The organism is Bradyrhizobium arachidis, assembly GCF_015291705.1.
Lineage (GTDB): Bacteria > Pseudomonadota > Alphaproteobacteria > Rhizobiales > Xanthobacteraceae > Bradyrhizobium > Bradyrhizobium arachidis.
On sequence record NZ_CP030050.1, the window covers coordinates 317,638 to 335,371 of the forward strand.

18 protein-coding genes are annotated in these 17,734 nt (G+C 64.2%); 7 read left to right on the forward strand and 11 right to left on the reverse strand.

The annotated features are described in order from the left end of the window. Positions 1–29: 29 nt before the first annotated feature. Complete coding sequence (gene ppa / locus WN72_RS01510; RefSeq protein ID WP_092211540.1) at positions 30–572, reverse strand: inorganic diphosphatase; 543 nt, start codon at positions 570–572, stop codon at positions 30–32. 196 nt (positions 573–768) lie between these two features. Beyond that, positions 769–1,278, reverse strand: coding sequence for a GNAT family N-acetyltransferase (locus WN72_RS01515; protein WP_008136728.1), 510 nt, complete (start codon positions 1,276–1,278; stop codon positions 769–771). A gap of 267 nt (positions 1,279–1,545) precedes the next feature. Between WN72_RS01515 and WN72_RS01520 the strand changes: the two genes are divergently transcribed. From WN72_RS01520 to WN72_RS01535, 4 genes are read left to right on the forward strand one after another with little or no spacing between them, the layout of a single operon-like run. Then, positions 1,546–2,445 (forward strand): alpha/beta hydrolase family protein, encoded by a 900-nt coding sequence (locus tag WN72_RS01520; protein WP_092211538.1) that lies wholly within the window; start codon positions 1,546–1,548, stop codon positions 2,443–2,445. Then, positions 2,442–2,909 (forward strand): DUF2269 family protein, encoded by a 468-nt coding sequence (locus tag WN72_RS01525; protein WP_027561774.1) that lies wholly within the window; start codon positions 2,442–2,444, stop codon positions 2,907–2,909. The genes WN72_RS01520 and WN72_RS01525 overlap by 4 nt, the downstream gene beginning before the upstream one ends. Positions 2,910–2,917: 8 nt before the next feature. Continuing rightward, the gene (locus tag WN72_RS01530; protein ID WP_167380550.1) at positions 2,918–4,237 is read left to right on the forward strand and encodes an SDR family oxidoreductase; all 1,320 of its coding nucleotides are present in this window, start codon (positions 2,918–2,920) and stop codon (positions 4,235–4,237) included. Then, positions 4,237–4,644, forward strand: a complete 408-nt coding sequence (locus tag WN72_RS01535) for a thiol-disulfide oxidoreductase DCC family protein (protein WP_092211534.1) — start codon at positions 4,237–4,239, stop codon at positions 4,642–4,644. The genes WN72_RS01530 and WN72_RS01535 overlap by 1 nt, the downstream gene beginning before the upstream one ends. Before the next feature lie 4 nt (positions 4,645–4,648). Here the strand turns inward: WN72_RS01535 and WN72_RS01540 are convergent, their stop codons facing one another. The 6 genes from WN72_RS01540 to WN72_RS01565 all read right to left on the reverse strand — a co-directional run bounded on the left by WN72_RS01540 (position 4,649) and on the right by WN72_RS01565 (position 11,695). Then, positions 4,649–5,893 (reverse strand): flavin monoamine oxidase family protein, encoded by a 1,245-nt coding sequence (locus WN72_RS01540; RefSeq protein WP_092211532.1) that lies wholly within the window; start codon positions 5,891–5,893, stop codon positions 4,649–4,651. 100 nt (positions 5,894–5,993) lie between these two features. Further along, positions 5,994–7,820 carry a translational GTPase TypA gene (gene typA / locus WN72_RS01545; protein ID WP_027561778.1) on the reverse strand — a complete coding sequence of 609 codons (1,827 nt, stop codon included), beginning with the start codon at positions 7,818–7,820 and terminating at the stop codon, positions 5,994–5,996. A gap of 239 nt (positions 7,821–8,059) precedes the next feature. After that, on the reverse strand, positions 8,060–8,341 hold the full coding sequence (locus WN72_RS01550) for a hypothetical protein (RefSeq protein ID WP_027561779.1): 282 nt from the start codon (positions 8,339–8,341) through the stop codon (positions 8,060–8,062). Between the two features lie 223 nt (positions 8,342–8,564). Then, the gene (locus WN72_RS01555) at positions 8,565–10,010 is read right to left on the reverse strand and encodes a radical SAM protein (RefSeq protein WP_092211530.1); all 1,446 of its coding nucleotides are present in this window, start codon (positions 10,008–10,010) and stop codon (positions 8,565–8,567) included. Further along, a complete protein-coding gene (locus WN72_RS01560; RefSeq protein ID WP_092211528.1) occupies positions 9,991–10,707 on the reverse strand; it encodes a prolipoprotein diacylglyceryl transferase family protein in 717 nt (238 codons plus the stop codon). The genes WN72_RS01555 and WN72_RS01560 overlap by 20 nt, the downstream gene beginning before the upstream one ends. A gap of 223 nt (positions 10,708–10,930) precedes the next feature. Beyond that, positions 10,931–11,695 (reverse strand): Crp/Fnr family transcriptional regulator, encoded by a 765-nt coding sequence (locus WN72_RS01565; RefSeq protein WP_092211526.1) that lies wholly within the window; start codon positions 11,693–11,695, stop codon positions 10,931–10,933. Positions 11,696–11,859: 164 nt separating this feature from the next. Between WN72_RS01565 and WN72_RS01570 the strand changes: the two genes are divergently transcribed. Beyond that, a complete protein-coding gene (locus WN72_RS01570; protein WP_092211524.1) occupies positions 11,860–12,267 on the forward strand; it encodes a response regulator in 408 nt (135 codons plus the stop codon). A gap of 24 nt (positions 12,268–12,291) precedes the next feature. On the opposite strand, the gene WN72_RS01575 is transcribed toward WN72_RS01570, so the two are convergent. Together WN72_RS01575 and WN72_RS01580 are read right to left on the reverse strand one after the other, a co-directional pair. After that, the gene (locus WN72_RS01575) at positions 12,292–13,839 is read right to left on the reverse strand and encodes an alkaline phosphatase D family protein (protein WP_092212337.1); all 1,548 of its coding nucleotides are present in this window, start codon (positions 13,837–13,839) and stop codon (positions 12,292–12,294) included. A 172-nt stretch (positions 13,840–14,011) separates the two neighbouring features. After that, positions 14,012–15,457 (reverse strand): TAXI family TRAP transporter solute-binding subunit, encoded by a 1,446-nt coding sequence (locus WN72_RS01580; RefSeq protein ID WP_027561785.1) that lies wholly within the window; start codon positions 15,455–15,457, stop codon positions 14,012–14,014. A gap of 151 nt (positions 15,458–15,608) precedes the next feature. Between WN72_RS01580 and WN72_RS01585 the strand changes: the two genes are divergently transcribed. Both WN72_RS01585 and WN72_RS01590 read left to right on the forward strand, forming a co-directional pair. Beyond that, positions 15,609–15,899: a 4a-hydroxytetrahydrobiopterin dehydratase gene (locus tag WN72_RS01585; RefSeq protein ID WP_027561786.1), complete on the forward strand. Its 291-nt coding sequence runs from the start codon at positions 15,609–15,611 to the stop codon at positions 15,897–15,899. A 101-nt stretch (positions 15,900–16,000) separates the two neighbouring features. Beyond that, positions 16,001–16,384 carry a YkvA family protein gene (locus WN72_RS01590; protein ID WP_092211522.1) on the forward strand — a complete coding sequence of 128 codons (384 nt, stop codon included), beginning with the start codon at positions 16,001–16,003 and terminating at the stop codon, positions 16,382–16,384. A gap of 186 nt (positions 16,385–16,570) precedes the next feature. Here the strand turns inward: WN72_RS01590 and WN72_RS01595 are convergent, their stop codons facing one another. Beyond that, the gene (locus WN72_RS01595) at positions 16,571–17,731 is read right to left on the reverse strand and encodes a TAXI family TRAP transporter solute-binding subunit (protein WP_092211520.1); all 1,161 of its coding nucleotides are present in this window, start codon (positions 17,729–17,731) and stop codon (positions 16,571–16,573) included. Positions 17,732–17,734 lie beyond the last annotated feature (3 nt).

A 17,734-nucleotide genomic window follows, 5' to 3' on the forward strand; every position in this document is an offset into this window, starting at 1 on the left:
TGCGAAGCAAGCCGGGTGAGGGGGAAAGCTCAGCCCTTCTTCTTCTTCTTCTTCTCGCGCTCGATGCCTTCGAGGATCAGCTTGTGGGCTTCGTCCGGGCCGCCCCAGCGCAGGATCTTCACCCACTTGCCCTTCTCGAGATCCTTGTAGTGCTCGAAGAAGTGCTGGATCTGCTGCAGCGTGATGTCGGGCAGGTCGGAATACGACTTCACCTTGTCGTAGCGCTGCGTCAGCTTCGACGACGGCACCGCAAGGATCTTCTCGTCGCCGCCGGCCTCGTCTTCCATGAACAGCACGCCGACCGGGCGCACGCTCATCACGGCGCCAGGGATGATGGCACGGGTGTTGATGATCAGCACGTCGCAGGGATCGCCATCGTCTGACAGCGTGTGCGGGATGAAGCCGTAGTTACCGGGGTAACGCATCGGCGTGTACAGGAAGCGGTCGACGACAAGCGTGCCGGCCTCCTTGTCCATCTCGTATTTGATCGGTTCGCCGCCCACGGGGACTTCGATAATGACGTTGACGTCGTGGGGGACGCTTTTCCCGATCGAGACCGCATCGATACGCATTCAAGACTCCGTTATTGCCGAGGTTTAAATCGCGCCCGGCAGCGATTTTGGCGCTGTCATACGCGGGCTTGCCCCGCCGATCCATCGTGTTTTTGTGAAATAATGAATCCCGCGATCACCGGCGGAAAAGGCTGGCGGTATCGACGGAAGGGAAAGGCTGCCGGCTAATCTTTCAGCAGCCTAATTGGTCCCAATCTTAGTTAGTCCAAGCGAAGGCAACCTTGTCGAGCGACTTCGGCCCGAAACGCTCGGACGAGCGCGCCACCATGCGGCCGCCCAGGGCACGGTAGAACTCGGTCGCGGGATCGTTGTCCGAGAGCGCCCACACAACCATGCTCTTCAGGCCGCTCTGCATCAGGTCGCGGCGGGCGGCGGCGAACAGGCGGCGGCCGAAGCCGAGGCCCTGGAATTCGGGGCGCAGATAGAGCTCGTAGATCTCGCCGTCGAAGTGCAGGCTGCGGGCGCGGTTGCGACCATAGTTCGCATAGCCTGCGATCTTGTCGCCGAACACGAGCACGCTGACGCGGCTGCCCTTGCGGATCGCGCTGTCCCACCATTGCGGGCCGCGACGGTTGATCAGCTTTTCCAGTTCAGCGCCGGGAATGATGCCCTGATAGGCGGAACGCCAGGCTTCGTCATGGGTGGACGCCACCGCAGTTGCATCTGCAGCTTTGGCCGGCCGGACCTCGATCAGGGTTGTGCTCATGGGCGTGATCAAACCAAGTCGCCGCGCCGGCGGCAAGACCTATCGTTAATTATCGGTTAACGTGTGGACTTTGTGCATCAGTATTTGAACCATGTTGTACCGAAAAAAGACAGGACGCCAGTTCGAATGGCATCGCAGCGCCATGCGTCGGTGCAAAACTGCCTTGCGGCAACGAATGAATGGCAATGGCAGCGCAGAAAGTCCGCCCAGAATGATTCGTTCCTACTAGTCTCACTGTTGGTTGTCCGTGTTCGCCTTTGGCAATTCATGCGGCTCTTCAACGCTCTCGCTCTCCTGCCTGTGCTGGCCTTGCTGACTACGGCACCGCTGTGTGCAGAGGTCACATTCGGTGCGTCGGGTGAGGAGGGCGAACCGTTTCGCCGGCAACAATGGCGTGTGCCATCGCCCGACGACGACATTGCCGCGCATGCGCTGTTGTTTCGCCCTGCCGGCGCTGGTCCATTCCGGCTCGCGGTGATCGCGCATGCCTCGACGCAGAACGCCTTGCGTCGCGCGCAAATGCCGCAGCCGGAATACCGCGCGCTCACGGCCTTTCTCGTCGCACGTGGCTTTGCCGTGCTGGTGCCGGAGCGGCTCGGTCATGGTGCGAGTGGCGGCCGCTATGTCGAGGACCAGGGCGGCTGCGATGAAGCGGATTACACGCGCTCCGGTCGCGCAACGGCGGACGAAATCTCGCGCGCGTTGGAATTCCTGCGAAAGCAGGATTTTATTCGCAAGGACACAGCCATCGTGATCGGCCATTCCGCCGGCGGCTGGGGCGCGCTGGCGCTGGCCAATGCCGATCCGAACGCCGTCGCTGCGATCATCGCGTTCGCGCCGGGCCGCGGTGGCCACGCCAATGATGAGCCGAACCGGATCTGCGCGCCGCATACGCTTCTGTCGGCCGCGGCTGAGTTCGGCAAGGCGGCGCGCATTCCCGTCACATGGCTCGTTGCAGCCAACGACAGCTATTTTGCGCCGGCATTCTCGAAAGCATTGGCGGATGCGTTTCGCGCCAGCGGCGGCAAGGCCGATTTCCGCACACTGCCCGCTGTCGGCAGCGAGGGTCATTGGATGATCGAGACCGAAGCCGGGGTCAAAGCCGCAAGCAGCGAGCTCGCGCGCGCGCTGAACCCGTCCAGACCTGTGGCGACCAAGAAGCCATGACGCTGTATTTCCTGGTCAAATTTCTCCATGTGCTCGGCGCCGTCGTCATCCTCGGCACCGGAACCGGTATCGCCTTCTTCATGCTGATGGCCCATCGCACCAACGACGCAGCATTCATCGCGCGCACCGCCTCCGTGGTGGTGATCGCGGATGCGATCTTCACGCTCTCCGCCGTGCTGCTCCAGCCGCTCACGGGCGGCTTGCTGATGATGCTGTCGGCGACGCCGGTCACCGAGCGCTGGCTGCTGGCCTCGCTCGCGCTCTACGTCTTTGCCGGCCTGTTCTGGGTGCCCGTCGTCTTCATGCAGATCGAGATGCGCGATCTCGCGCGCAAGGCCGCCGAGCAACGCAGCGCGCTGCCGGAGCGCTACTTCGCCCTGTTCCGCCGCTGGTTTGCATTCGGCTTCCCCGGCTTCGGCGCGACGATGCTGATCCTGTGGTTGATGATCGCCAAACCATTTTGAGAGAAGTGATGAGTGAGCGGACCATCTTGGTGCTCGGCGCCTCCGGCCTGATCGGCCGCTTCGTCACCGACGACCTGCGCGCCCGCGGCTTTTGCGTCGTCGGCGTCGCCCGCAGCCTGTCGCCGGCGCAGAAGATGGGCGCGCTGGATCTCGAGCTGCCGATCCTGTCGCTCGATGCGGCCGCGCTGACGCGCTTGTTTGGCGAGCACGCGGTGGATGTCGTCGTCAACTGTCTCGGCGTGCTCCAGGATGGACCCGGCAGTGATACCAATGCGGTGCACCGCGATTTCGTCGCGCGCCTGCTTCAGGCCGTTGCCGACAGCGGCCGCGCGATCCGGCTGGTTCACATCTCTATTCCCGGGACCGCAGAGGCCGATCGCACCGCCTTCGCAACGACCAAGCGCGAGGCCGAACGCCTGATCGCGGCCTCCGGCATTCCCCACGCCATCCTGCGGCCCGGCTTTGTCGTTGCGCCGTCGGCCTATGGCGGCAGCGCCATGCTGCGCGCGCTCGCCACCTTTCCGCTCGACCTGCCCGCGGAGGAGATGGCGACGCCGTTCCAGCCTGTGGCGGTCGAGGATATTTCGGCCACTATCGCCTGGCTCGCCGCGCGCGACATCGGCGATGCCGGCGTGAAAGCCGTGACCTGGGACCTGATGCAGGCCGCGCCGGTCACGATGGCCGGCGTCATCAAGCAATTCCGCCGCGCCTTCGGTACGGACGGCTGGCCTCGCCTCGCCATGCCCTCGCTCATGCTCGATCTCGGTGCGAGGATCGGCGATCTCGCCAATTATCTCGGCTGGACGCCGCCGATGCGCTCCACCGCCATCGCCGAACTGCGCCGCGGCGTCACCGGCGATCCCTCGGCATGGATCGCCGCCACCGGCATCGCACCGAAGTCGCTCGCCGAGACGATCGGGCGCCATCCTGCCACCATCCAGGACAAATGGTTCGCGCGGCTGTTTTTGGTGAAGGCGCTGATCTTCGCGAGCCTGGTCGCGTTCTGGCTCGTCTCCGGCTTCATTGCGCTGTTCGTGTCCTATCGCGCCGCTGCCAGCATCCTGAGCGCGCACAACTTTCCGCCGGCGCTGGTCGATCCCATCACCATCGGCACCAGCCTGATGGACATGAGCATCGGCGTGCTGATCGCCTTCCGCCGCATCGCCGCGGTCGGGCTGGTTGCGGGCATCGTTGCTTCGCTCGGCTATATGTTCGGCGCTGCGATCCTCACGCCCGACCTCTGGATCGAGCCGCTGGGCGCGCTGGTGAAGACGGGGCCGGCCATCGTGCTGATGCTGGTCGCGCTCTTGATGCTGGATAATCGCTAATGAGCAAATGGCCCGACGATGATGTCATTCTGTTCGATGGCGTTTGCATCTTCTGCTCGCGCTGGGTGCGGTTCGTCGCCAAGCGCGACACCGCGAGGCGGTTTCGCTTCACGCCGATCCAGTCGGATTATGGGGCCCGGTTGGCGCGCGCTTTCGGCATCAATCCTGATGATCCCGATACCAATGCCGTCGTCCATGGCGGCGAGGTGTTCATGAAGTCGGACGCCGCACTGACGGTGCTCTCGCAGCTCCCTGGCTGGGCGTGGGTGCGGGCGCTGTTCGCCGTGCCGAAGCCGCTGCGCGATCCCGTCTACAGCCTCATCGCGCGCAACCGCTATCGCATTTTTGGGAAGTACGACGCGTGCTTCGTGCCGGATGCTGATCTGCGGGCCCGGGTGATCGAGTAATTCGTTACGGCTTGACCAGAGCCGCCAGCACTTCCTTCGCTGCCCGCTCGCCGCTGTCCCGCGCGCCATGGGCCGTCGAGAAAAAGTGCGGCGACGTTGCTTCTCCGGCAAAGAACAGCCGGCCGTCGACCGGCGCGGCCAGCACGGCGCGATCGCCGGCGTGGCCAGGGAGCGCATGCGAATAGGCGCCGCGGGCAAGGGGGTCGTAGCCCCAGCGCGACTCTGCCAGCGGCTTCAGCTTGCGGCGGATGTCGTTGCCCAAATAGTCCGCGATCTCGTCGATGCTCTGTGCGGCGAAGGCGCCCTCGCCGGCGTCCTCCAATTCGCGCGCGAAGCGGCCGCCGAAAAATCCGTCGATGCAGGGCTGGCCGAACGGGCGGATGTGGTAGGTGCCCATTGCGGTGCGCATGGTGGCGCCGCGCAGATTGCCTTCCTTCGGAAAGGCTTCCGCATCCTCCAGCGCCAGCACCACCTTGTCGTCGGCGCCGAGCGGCAGGCCGCACGCGGCATCGACCTTGGCCGGCAGCGGCGGCGAGAACCGGATTGCTTCGTCGGCGATCAGATTGGTCGGCACCGTGACGATCACCTTGTCCGCGGTGAGCGTGCCCGACGACGTCTCGATCCGGATGCGCCGGCCGGAATGGTCGATCATGGAGACGTTGCAGTTCAGTGCCACCGGGCAGGCGGCACCATAGGCCGCGATCAGCGCACCATACCCGGCGCGGACGCGCCAATTGAAATAGGTGTCTTCGTAGGCGTCCATGTCGAGGATCGAGACCCGATCGAGCTCACAGCCGTTCACATAGGTCGAGACGGCGTTGATCATCGGGTTCCAGCGATTGCCCGGCTCGAGATAGCGCTCGGCCGGTGCATCCTCGCCCGCTTCCGCAGCTTCGCTGACGCGCTCGTAGAATTCGTCGATCGTGCGCGCGAACTCATCCCGCTCACGCTCCGGAAACACCTCGCCAAAGGCACGATCGCGCCAGGGCGGCAGATCGGTGTTGACCTCGAAATTCAGTCTCTTGGCAATTGCGACGAAGGAGTTCTTGTCGGCCGAGTGCAGCCACCCGCAGCCGACATCGAAGATGACATCGGGCGAGGCCTGTACGGTCCAGGCGCGGCCGCCGAGCCGGCCCCGCGCCTCCAGCACGATCACGGAGAGGCCCGAGCCCGCGAGCGCATGTGCGGCGCCGAGGCCGGCGGCACCGGCCCCGATGATCGCGACGTCGACGGAGGAGGGGAGGGGCATGGAGCAGCGAATGGTGAGTAGCGAGTGGCGAATAGAATATAGATAACGCCGGCTCTGGCAAACGCCCCTATTCCCTACTCGCCATTCCCCATTCGCCTGCTTACGCCACCGCTTCCTTGGCCTTTTCCGCGCGCTTGCGCTCGTTCGGGTCGAGGTGCTTTTTGCGCAGGCGGATCGACTTCGGGGTGACCTCGACGAGCTCGTCGTCCTCGATATAGGCGAGCGCCTTTTCCAAGGTCATGCGGATCGGCGGGGTCAGGCGCACGGCTTCGTCCTTCGACGTCGTGCGGATGTTGGTGAGCTGCTTGCCCTTGAGCACGTTGATCTCGAGATCGTTGTCGCGGGTGTGCTCGCCGACGATCATGCCCTTGTAGACCTTCCAGCCCGGCTCGATCATCATCGGGCCGCGGTCTTCCAGCTTGAACATGGCGTAGGCCACCGCCTCGCCCTGGTCGTTGGAGATCAGGACGCCGTTGCGGCGGCCCTGGATCTCGCCCTTGTACGGCGCATAGCCGTGGAACAGGCGGTTCATGATCGCGGTGCCGCGGGTGTCGGTAAGCAGCTCGCCCTGGTAGCCGATCAGGCCGCGGGTCGGCGCGTAGAACACCAGGCGCTGACGGTTGCCGCCGGACGGCTTCATCTCGATCAGCTCGGACTTGCGCTCGCTCATCTTCTGCACGACGACGCCGGAATGCTCCTCGTCGACGTCGATCACGACCTCCTCGATCGGCTCCATGGTGGCGCCGGTGGCTTCGTCCTTCTGGAACACGACGCGCGGACGCGACACCGAGAGCTCAAAGCCCTCGCGGCGCATGGTCTCGATCAGGATCGCGAGCTGCAATTCGCCGCGGCCCGACACTTCCATCGCATCCTTGTCGGCGGATTCGACGACGCGCAGCGCGACGTTGCCCTCGGCCTCGCGCAGCAGGCGGTCGCGGATCATGCGGCTCGTCACCTTGTCGCCTTCGGTGCCGGCGAGCGGGGAGTTGTTGACGATGAACGACATCGACACGGTCGGCGGATCGATCGGCTGCGCCGGCAGCGGCACCTCGACGGTGGGATCGCAGAAGGTGTCGGCGACGGTGCCCTTGGTGAGGCCCGCGATGGCGACGATGTCGCCGGCTTCGGCCTCATCGAGCGGGGTGCGCTCGAGACCGCGGAACGCCAGGATCTTGGTGATGCGCCCGGACTCGACCAGCTTGCCGTCGGCATGCAGCACCTTGACCTGCTGGTTCGGCTTGAGCACGCCGGACGAGATGCGGCCGGTGATGATGCGGCCGAGATAGGGGTTGGCCTCGAGGATGGTGCCGATCATGCGGAACGGGCCTTCCTCGACCTTCGGTGGCGCGACGTGGCGCAGCACCAGGTCGAACAGCGGCTCCATGCCCTTGTCCTGCGGACCCTCGGGGCTATCGGCCATCCAGCCCTGCTTGGCCGACCCGTAGAGGATCGGGAAGTCGAGCTGCTCCTCGCTGGCGTCGAGCGCCGCGAACAGGTCGAACACCTCGTTGATGACCTCGGTCGGGCGCGCGTCAGGGCGGTCGACCTTGTTGATGACGACAATCGGCTTGAGGCCGACCTTGAGCGCCTTGGAGACCACGAACTTGGTCTGCGGCAGCGGGCCTTCGGCGGCGTCGACCAGCACCAGGGCGCCGTCGACCATGTTCAGGATACGCTCGACCTCACCGCCGAAATCGGCGTGGCCGGGGGTATCGACGATGTTGATGCGGGTGTCCTTCCACTGCACCGAGGCCGCCTTGGCCAGAATGGTGATGCCGCGCTCGCGCTCCAGGTCGTTGGAGTCCATGGCGCGATCGGTCACCTTCTGGTTCTCGCGGAACGTGCCGGACTGCTGGAGGAGCTTGTCGACGAGGGTCGTCTTGCCGTGGTCGACGTGGGCGATGATGGCGACGTTGCGGAGGTTCATGAGTGAGCTTCTTTGCGGTCAAACAATGGGTTAAGCGCGATCTCGCCGGTCGGACCGGGACCTCTTCACGGACAACGCTGGAAACGTGGAAAACGGGGCCGGCTTCGCCCAAAAAGGAAGCCCGGTCAGCTCGACCGGGCACCCTACGCGTTTGCGGCGCAATATATGCAAAAACCGCCAAAAAACAATGCGTTCTTTGCTGGTTGGTTGACTGAATTTTGTCCGGGAATTCCCGGGGCTTAGGGCTGGGTTCCGGGATGGGTCGGGGCCTTCCGCCCCTTGATCGCCGCCCAGATCAGGGCGACGCCTCCGATGCCGACGACCAGGCCCAGGAAGACCAGCGGCGCGATGTCCGAATCGATCTTGCCCCCGTCGATCACCGAACCTCCGCCGAACACCAGGGCGCAGAGACCCGGCAGCAGCAGGACGACCCCTGAGATCACCATGAGCGCGGTCAGGCAGCCGTGCCGTCTTTCCGGCGAGGGTTGGCTCGGCGCGATTGGAGGAGGCGCGTCGTTCATTCCCGGACCCCCGTTAACGCGACGAGTGCGCCTGTTCCTACCCAGCGCCTGGTCAGGACATTGTCTCGGCTAAGGATCATGACGCAAATAAGAACGAGCAAGACGAGCAATCCGACGATCGCCACGATCCAGGACATGCAACCGCCTTCGCCCGGACCGCCTCGCGGCGGTTGAACGGGAGGCTCCGCTGGTGGCTGCGAGGCCGGCGCGCCCTCGATGTCGCTCATTCCTGCAAGGCCCCTTCCGCGCTGGTCTCTGCCGCGAGCGCAGCGCGGATGCCGTCGATCTTGCCGTTCCGATAGAACAGATTGTAGGTGTCGAACGGAATGATCGCGCCCTGCTCCGTCACGAAATGGATGCAAGAGCGCTTGACGTTGCCGACGCAGAAATTGAAGCGGTCGAGAAACTGCACGATGGTGACGCGGAAGACGTTTTCGTAAGTGAGTCCTTCCGGCACCTCGAAGCTCGGCAGGCAGCATAGCAATTCGCAGACGCGCTCGCTCGTGTTCAGAGGACCCGACGACAGCGAGAACAGGTCCAAGAACTTTTCCTGGAATTTCTCCCGCAGCATCGGATATTTTTCCGGGCTGATGGTGTTGGGCATCACCGCAACCAGCTGCTCCTGCGAGATCAGCGACGTCAGCGGCAGCACCTTCTCGCCGTTGCGCAGGCCGTAGCCGATCGAGATGCTCTCGGGGTTACAGGGCAGCGGGATCATGTCCTTGTCGCCGAACACACCGGTTTCGATGACGCGGTTGCGGATCTCCGACAGCATGATGCGGTCGGTGGTCTTGTCGAAATTCTCGTTGCGGCCGGCATCCTGCACAGGTTGGAGCGTGACGCCGCGCACGCACTTCCAGGTGAGCGCATGGCGGACGATGTCGCCGATCTCGGAATCGTTGACGCCGCGCTTGATGGTCGCGACCAGCGTGGTCGACACGCCGTAATGCTCGAGATTCTCCAGCGCCTGCTGGCGGATTTTTCGCAAGTCCGCGCCGCGCAGATTGATCAGCGCATCGCGCTGGAGCGAATCGAACTGGAGATAGACCTCCAGCCCGCGCCTGTTCTCGGCGAGCCGCGCCACGAAATCCTTCTCGCGGGCGACGCGCAGGCCGTTGGTGTTGATCATGACGTGGCGGATCGGACGGGCGCGCACGGCGTCGAGAATCTCGAAGAAATCCGGATGCAGCGTCGGCTCGCCGCCGGAAATCTGCACCAGATCTGGCTCGCCCTCGCTGGCGACCAGCGCGTCGAGCATCTTCTCGACCGTCGCGAGCGGGGTGAATTTCGTTCGCGCCGGCGCGGAGTCTGCGAAGCAAACCGGGCAGGTGAGATTGCAATGCTCGGTGATCTCGATCAGGGCGAGGCAGGAATGCTGCTCGTGGTCGGGACAGAGGCCGCAATCATAGGGGCAACCGAATTCGGTGCGCTGCTGGAATTGCAGCGGCCGGTCGCCCGGCTTGATGAAATCCTTGCACAGGCGCCAATAGGCCGCGTCGGTGGAGACGAGCGTCGATTGAACGCCATGCTCCCGGCAGCGCTTCTCGTACCAGACCTCGTTGTCGAGGATCTGGATCTTCGTCGGCACCAGCTTCAGGCAGATCTCGCAAAGGGACTGAGTCTGGCCCCAGAAGATGTAGGGGCGCGACTTACGCAGCGGCGCGTTCATGCACAGGCCTCGCTTGGGACGCCGTCGCCAGCATGACGGCGGCGTAGAGCAGGATGGAGAGCGACAGCAGGTGAAACAGCGTGAAGGGCCCGATCAGCGTCCCATAAGGCTTGAGGAATTCCCACAGGAAGCGCTGCGCTCCATAAAAAGCGAGAACCAGGTAGAAACCATTGGTGATCACAAACGCATTCCGGTTCAAGACCGCCAGCACATAGAGCTGCGCGAACAAAGCCATCGCCGCGCTCTCATAGAGCTGCACGGGGTGGCGAAGAACGCCATCGCCGAAATCGTGGCCCCACGGCAATGCCGTCGGCGTGCCGTAGGTGAAATCGTCAAGGACCGCGAAATAGCAGCCGAGCCGTCCGATCGCGACGCCGAGGGCCAGCGGCAGGGCAAACCGCGCGCCGGTGCGCACGGCGATGCCTGCGGTCCATTTGTAGAGCTCGATCGCGACGATGCCGCCGGCGAGCGCGCCCTCGACCGAGCGTGCAATGCCGTTCTGCCCCGACAGCCACAGATTGACCGAGCCGAACAGATAGGCGCCAAGGCCGGCGCCGAACACCAGCGCGGCGATGTAGGGCAGCTCGAACGATTGCGCCGGAAACCGCAAACCCTGTCGCGACAGCCAGTAAACGGCAGCCGCTGCCGCCAGCCACGCCGCGATATCGAAGATCGTGTGAAGAAAAGCCCCGCTCATGCGGGTACAACCATAGCACGATCACGTTCAAAAGCGCGGGGCGCATTTTTGTGCCCTCTCCCCTTGCGGGAGAGGGCAGCTCCGCATTAGCCACAACCTCATTTGGGTGAAGGGTTGTCTCCGCGAATTCAGCCGCTGCGGTGTGCGAGGATAGAGACCCCTCATCCGGCTTCGCTTCGCGAAGCCACCTTCTCCCACAAGGGGAGAAGGAAGAAGCGAGACCCTAGCCGGCCTCGCGCTCTTCGGTCGGATACACCCCTCGCAGCACCTCCTCGAAGTGCATCTTCACCGCGTCGTTGCACAGGCAGGCGCGCAGGCGCAGGCCGTCGCGGTTGCGGACCAGGATCGAACCGCGTCTCGTATCGAGCACACCTTCCGCCTTGAACGATTGGAGCACGCGGCTGGCGTAGCTGCGGCCCACACCGAGCAGCGTCGCGAGCTGCTCGTGAGTCAGCGGCACGCTGCTGTCGTCGCCGGTGCGCTCCATCGCCGCCAGGATCCACTTGGCCGTGCGCTGCTCGATCGAGTGGATGGCGTTGCAGGCGGTGGACTGGAAGATCTGCGCCAGCATGCAGTCGGCGTAACGGGCAAAGATGTTGCGCAGCGAGGCCGAGCGCTGCTTGGCCGCTTCGAGCTTGCCGACATGGATGCGCGCAAACGGTCCGCCGAACTTGACGCAGATGCGGGTATAGGCCGGCAGGAATCCCTCGCTGACGATGCCGCCCACCGCGCCCTCGCGGCCGACCAGAATGGTTTCGACATCACGGCCGTCTTCATTGGGGACGAGAAAAGTCGCAAGCGACGGGCCGCAGGGAAAGTGGACCACCTGGACATCGTCGCCGGGACTGTAGAGCAGTTCGCTCGCCGCAGCCTTGTCGACGGAGACGTGCGGCGCGAGCAGCGCGTAATCCGCCGCGCTCAACCGCCGCAACAGATTATTTGCGGGCCTGGTATCGACCTCGGTTATCTTGCTGATGCGCGCGTCCATCGTCGATCCCCTGCTCTCCTTTCGACACTAGCGAGTTCCGCGTCCTGGCTGTGTGCACAAGTGGACAGACGTCAAAACTGTTCTGTGGTGAGTTTCGTTCCTGGAACCCTCCGATGCGCTGGGCGCAGGCATCGGGCTGAGGCTGTCCTTAAGGCAAAAAAAACATGCAGCCCTCGATAGCCAACACCATGATACCTGCATCCCCGGACGGCTCGGCCGACGTGCCCAGCGATATTCTGATCGTCGAGGACGATCCGATCATCGCCATCGATTTCGAGGACCGCCTGCTTGGATTTGGCGCGAAGAGCGTGCGCACCGTCGGATCGGTCGCGCAGGCGCTGGACGCGATCGCGGTGCATGCGCCGGATTTCGCGCTGCTCGATGTTGAGCTCGGCCGCGAGAAAAGCTTTGCCGTCGCCGAGCGGCTGGCGGCGGCACAAATCCCGTTCGTCTTCGTGACCGGCTACGGTGCCGAAACCCGGATCCCGGCCGAATTCAAGGCGCGGCCCCGGCTGCAAAAGCCCTGCTCGAGCGACGCACTGGAGGCCGCCCTGCGCTCGCGCGGCGCCTGATCGCTCACTCGCGTCCGCGCGGCTTCAGCCAAGCTTCGGATCGAGTGTGGTCGACCACAGCGCGACGTCGGCACGGTCGCGCAAGGTCACCGTCATCTGGCCGGATGCGCCGTCGATCTTGACGTGACCAAAGAACTGCATGCCGGCCGAGGGCGGCAGGTTCTGCTTGTCGGGGCCGGGCGCTTTGACGAAGCGCACCTCGGGTCCAAAGGTGTTGTCCATCTCGCCAGGCCCGAACGTCCCGGCGTGCAGGGGGCCCGAGACGAATTCCCAGAACGGATCGAATTCCTGGAATTGTGCCTTGTCCGGGTTGTAGTAGTTCGCGGCCGCGTAGTGCACGTCGGCCGTCAGCCATACCGTGTTCTTGATCGGCGCCATCTTGATGAAGCGCAGCAGGTCGGCGATCTCGAACTCGCGGCCGCGCACCGGGCCATCGCCTTGCGCAAACGCTTCCGAACCTTTTTTGTTTGCGGCATCGTCATAGACGAGGATGCTGAGCGGCATGTCGGACGCGATCACCTTCCAGGTCGCGCGCGAGTTGAGCAGGCCGCGCTTGAGCCAGGCGATCTGGTCGGGGCCGAGGAAGTAGGCGGCCGGGCCGTAAGCGGTTTCGAGATTCGCGCCGTTCGGACCGCGATAACTGCGCTCGTCGAGCACGAACACGTCGAGATGCGGGCCGTAGGATATCTGGCGATAGACGCGGCCGGGCTCGACGATGCTCTCGCGCATCGGATACATCTCGTGGAAGGCGCGGCTCGCCCGCGCCGCGAGCAGCGTAATGTCGCGCACCTTGTAAGACGCCGGCAGCTCCTTCGACAGTGACCAATTGTTGGTCACCTCGTGGTCGTCCCACTGCACGAAGATCGGCACCTCGGCATTGAAGGCGCGGACATTGTCGTCGGTGAAATTGTATTTGTGCGCGGCGCGATACTCGTCCAGCGTCTCCGCGACCTTGGCCTTCTCCGGAATCGTGACGTTCTTCCAGATCTTGCCGTCTGCGAGCTTCACCTCGGACTGGATCGGGCCGTCAGCATAGATGGTGTCGCCGGAATGCAGGAAGAAATCCGGACGATGCTTGCGCATCGCCGAGAAGGTGAACATGCCGCCGTCGTCGGGATTGATGCCCCAGCCCTGACCTGCGACGTCGCCGCCCCAGACGAAGCTGATGTCGCGGCGGTCGGCCGGCGCGGTGCGGAAGCGGCCCACCACCGGCTCGCCCTCGATCGCAGTGTGCGAGAGATCGCGGAAGCGGACGCGGTAGAAGATGTCCTGGCCGCCCGGCAGATTCTCCAGCAGCATCTTGGCGGTGAAGTCGCTCTCGGGCAGGGCCGCGATGGGCGGCAGCGCGCGGGCGTCCTTGAACGATTCCGTCGTCGCCACCTCGACCAGCATCTGCGCGGGCCGATCGGTGCGCGCCCACACCACGCCGCCGTCGACGGTGACGTCGCCCGATTGCACGCCGTGTGTCACCGCCGGCCGGTCGGCCGCGCGCGACAGATGGGGCATCGCGATCGCACCAAGCGCGCCGGCGCTGGTGGTGAGGAAACGGCGGCGGGAGAATTTGATCTTCATGGCTGGCTCGCGGGCTGGCTGTCTCGTGCGCATCTCGCCGTCATTCCGGGATGGTGCGCGAGCACCAGACCCGGAATCTCGAGATTCCGGGTTCGATGCTGGCGCATCGCCCCGGAATGACGGCGCAAGCTATATTGAGACAATGTGACGCAGCAATTACGCGCGCAAGCGTTTACGCGTTGCCGGCGGCCCGGAATTGCGCGCCCGTACGTTGCAGGTTCTGCGACAGGCTGAACAGCACGGCCTTGCGGTCGGCGACCGCGGCGTGGAATTGGTCGAGCGCGATGTTGAAGGCGGTGAGCGCGGCTTCCTCGATCGCGCCGTGATCATAGCAGCGCAGCGTATCGCGCAGGATGTCGTCGGCCTCGGTCTGCATCTGGTCGAGCTCTTCGGTCGTCTCGCACTTGCGCGCGGCCGTGATCATGTCGAGCAGGCGCTCGCGCAGATGGCTGTTGTTGTCGCGCTCGTCCTTCTTCAGGTAGCCCGCAAACCAGGCGCCGAGCGAGCCCATGGCCGAAAGCGCCATCAGGCCCCACCAGATGAAATCGCTGTACTTGTCGAGGAAGGTCTTTTCCTCGCCGTCGACGAAGGCCGCGGCGCCCGGATGCACGGGGATCACGGCGTCCTTGTCGGTGTCGGGCGTCTCGATCTTCGCCGCGAGCGGGAATTCCGTCACCAATTGCTGGCGCACGGCGAACAGCTGGCGGGTGAATGCCGCGATGGTGGTTTCGGAGATGCCTTTGCGCGCCACGATATGGTGCGAGAAGCTGATGGTCTTGACCTCGTCCTCGGGCCTGTCAGGCGAGCCGCCATAGGTGCCGGCAGGAATCTCCGAGGCTTCATAGACCGGATGGTTCTGTGCGATCGCGTCGGCGGAATCGATCGCGATGAAGGTCGGTGTGCCACCGTCCTTGGCCGAGGCCGCGATCGCATCCGCCGTGATCTTGCTGTTGACGGGACCGGCCGCGAGATAGGCATCGGCCTTCTGGGCCTTGATCGCTTCGGCGGCTTCATTGGCCGGGAACTGGATGATCTCGACCTTGGCGGGATCGACGCCGTATTGCTGCAGGATCACCTTGAGCAGATTGACGTTGGCCTGGGTGCGGCCGACCACGCCGACGCGATGACCGGCGAGCTGCGCGATCTTGGTGATCTTCGCGCCCTTTTTCTTGCCCTTGCCGGGCACGGACCACAGCACCACGACGTTCTTGCGCAGGGTCGCGACCGCTTGCGCGTTCTTGGGAACGTCGACGTCCCCGCGCACGATGGCGAGATCGACCTTGCTCTCCGCAAGCGCCTCGGCGCTGGCGGTGGCGCCGTCGGTCTGGATCGGCCGCAGCCGCACATAGCTCTTATTCTGCGAGAAGGCCTGCGTCAGCGTCTGCACGACCTTGACGTCGTCGCTGTTGGCGGGGCCGACCGCGATCTTCAGCGTCACCGGCCGCATCGCGAAATAATAGCCGCCGGTGATAGCGCCGATGATCGCGAGCACCAATGCGAGAGAGACAAGCGCGGTACGCCGCGCCGCTGATCGCGGCGACGTCGAGTTGGGTGTTTCGGCCAGGTCCAGACCCCCGGTCATCGATCTCCCGAACAGGCGCTTGAGGCTCAGTTTCATCTCGGCCGGCGATTTACGCCCGTAATTGTAGCAAATTTCTTGTCCGGAGGGGTTACATCTCCGTCATGGTTAGCGGATGGGCCAAATCCCGGTGAACTCGGGCCATATGCACGGTGTTAGGGTAAAGTTCCCCTGAAGGACGGAGGCGATCATGGCAGAGCGGCTGACGGCGGAAGCACGCAAGCAGGCGCTGGGCGCCATACCGGGCTGGACCGAGGTCCAGGGCCGCGAGGCCATCGGGAAAACCTTTGTCTTCAAGGATTTCAACGAGGCGTTCGGCTTCATGAGCCGCGCGGCGCTGGTCGCCGAGAAAATGGACCATCATCCCGAATGGCGGAACGTCTACAAGACGGTGGAGGTGGTGCTCTCGACCCATGACGCCGGCGGCGTCACCAGGCTCGATATCGAGCTCGCCCAGAAGATGAACGCCATCGCCGGCTGACACCGGGCTTACATCTTGTCGGGGCGGGCAGCGTCCCCATCTTGTGATCAGCAATGGATGCGGCGATCTGCCGCCCTGGCTGAACGGGGAGTTTGCAGGACATGGCTGCCGAACACAGCGTCGGTTTCGAGCCGGCCGATCGGCTCGCGGAGGATCGCGAGAGCGTTCGCCGTCGCTTCTGGCGCAAGCTCAAGCGCGTTGCCGCGCAATTGCCGTTCGCGGAAGATCTGCTCGCGGCTTATTACTGCGCGTTCGACCGGCAGACGCCGCGCCATGTCCAGGCCTCGCTCCTGGGCGCGATCGCCTATTTCATCCTGCCCTTCGACTTCGTTCCCGACGTGATGCCGATCCTCGGCTTCACCGACGACGCCGCCGTGCTCGCCGCCGCCATCCGCATGGTCGCGAGCCACATCACCAACGAGCATCGCGAAGCCGCGCGTGCTGTGTTGAAGCGCGGTGTGGATGAGGGGGATGTGGCGCAGTAGACGTCGCTCGCTGCACGCCGCCGCACCCACCACTGTCATGCCCCGGCTTGACCGGGGCATCCAGTACGCCGCGGCCTCCGGATTCAATCATTGATGTCTCGGAGTACTGGATCGCCCGGTCAAGCCGGGCGATGACAGTGAGTGTGTGGACAGCGCCTGCGATGCCGTCGGTCGTAACGACGCCCGCTACTTCTTCCCCGCCTCCGTCCGCGCCTTCTCCGCGTCCCAGGCCTGGAATTGCTTGAACAGCGTTTCCCTCTCCGCGTCGGACACTTTCGCGGCCGCGGGATTCTGCTTCAAAAACGCCTCGAAGCGCTGGCGTGTCACCGGCTCCACGCCGTGCTTGTCGAGCCATTGCTGCGCCACCGGCAGTCTGTTCCAGCCGGCGAGCGGCGCGGGAAGCGAGACTTCCTTCCACTTGGGATGGAACGGCGGGTTCTGGAGCGCTGGGAATTTCGTGAAGAACGCGTCCACGAACAGCGCGAGCTTGCGATAGCGCTCGGTGTTCGGCGCCCAATTATAGGCCGCGAGCACCGCGGGCACCGCAATCGTGTCGACGCTCTCGCCCTCCTTGATCAGGTTCGGATAGTCCTTGGCCGTGAGCGTCGCCGGCAGATAGTCGCTCTGCAGCGGCTTGGCGTAGTCCACCTTGGCGAGATGGAAGCGGCCGTCATTGCCGAACGTCGAGACCGATTTGTACGGCTTGCCGCCGACCACGATGACGGCGTCGATCTCGCCGGCCTTCAGCTTCTCCATCGCGATGCGCTGCTCGACATAGACGAAGTTCGCCTTGATCCCGAGCCGCTCGAACACCGTCAGTGCGGTGACGAAGGTGCCGCCGTTCGGCAGATCGACGCTGACCTTCTTGCCCTCGAGGTCCTTCAGCGTCGCGATCGACTTCGGCGCGATGACCTGCATCTCTTCATTGTAGAGCTTGGTCACATAGGTGAACTGCTTTTTGATATCCTTGGCAAAGCCCTTGCGCTCGAGATAGTCGAGCGTGTCGGCGCGCACGATGCCGAGATCGACGCCTTGCAGGAACAGGATGTCGGCGACGCTCTGCACCGAGCCGCGGCCGACGATCGGCAGCACGCGGATCTTGTTGCCGTCGTCGAGCACGGAGGCGAGGTCGGCGCCGAATTGCACATAGGTGCCACCGATCGTACCTGTGATCAGCGTGACGGTATTGGCGTTCAGCGCCTGCTTGGTCGAGTTCGAGCCGAACTGGAAGATGGCCTTCAGGCTGTCCGAGACTTTGGCCGGATCGTATTCGGTCTGCTCGGCGCGGGCGGTGAAGGCACAGACGGTCATGATGGCAGCGAGCGCCATTCGATAGACGTTACGCATGGT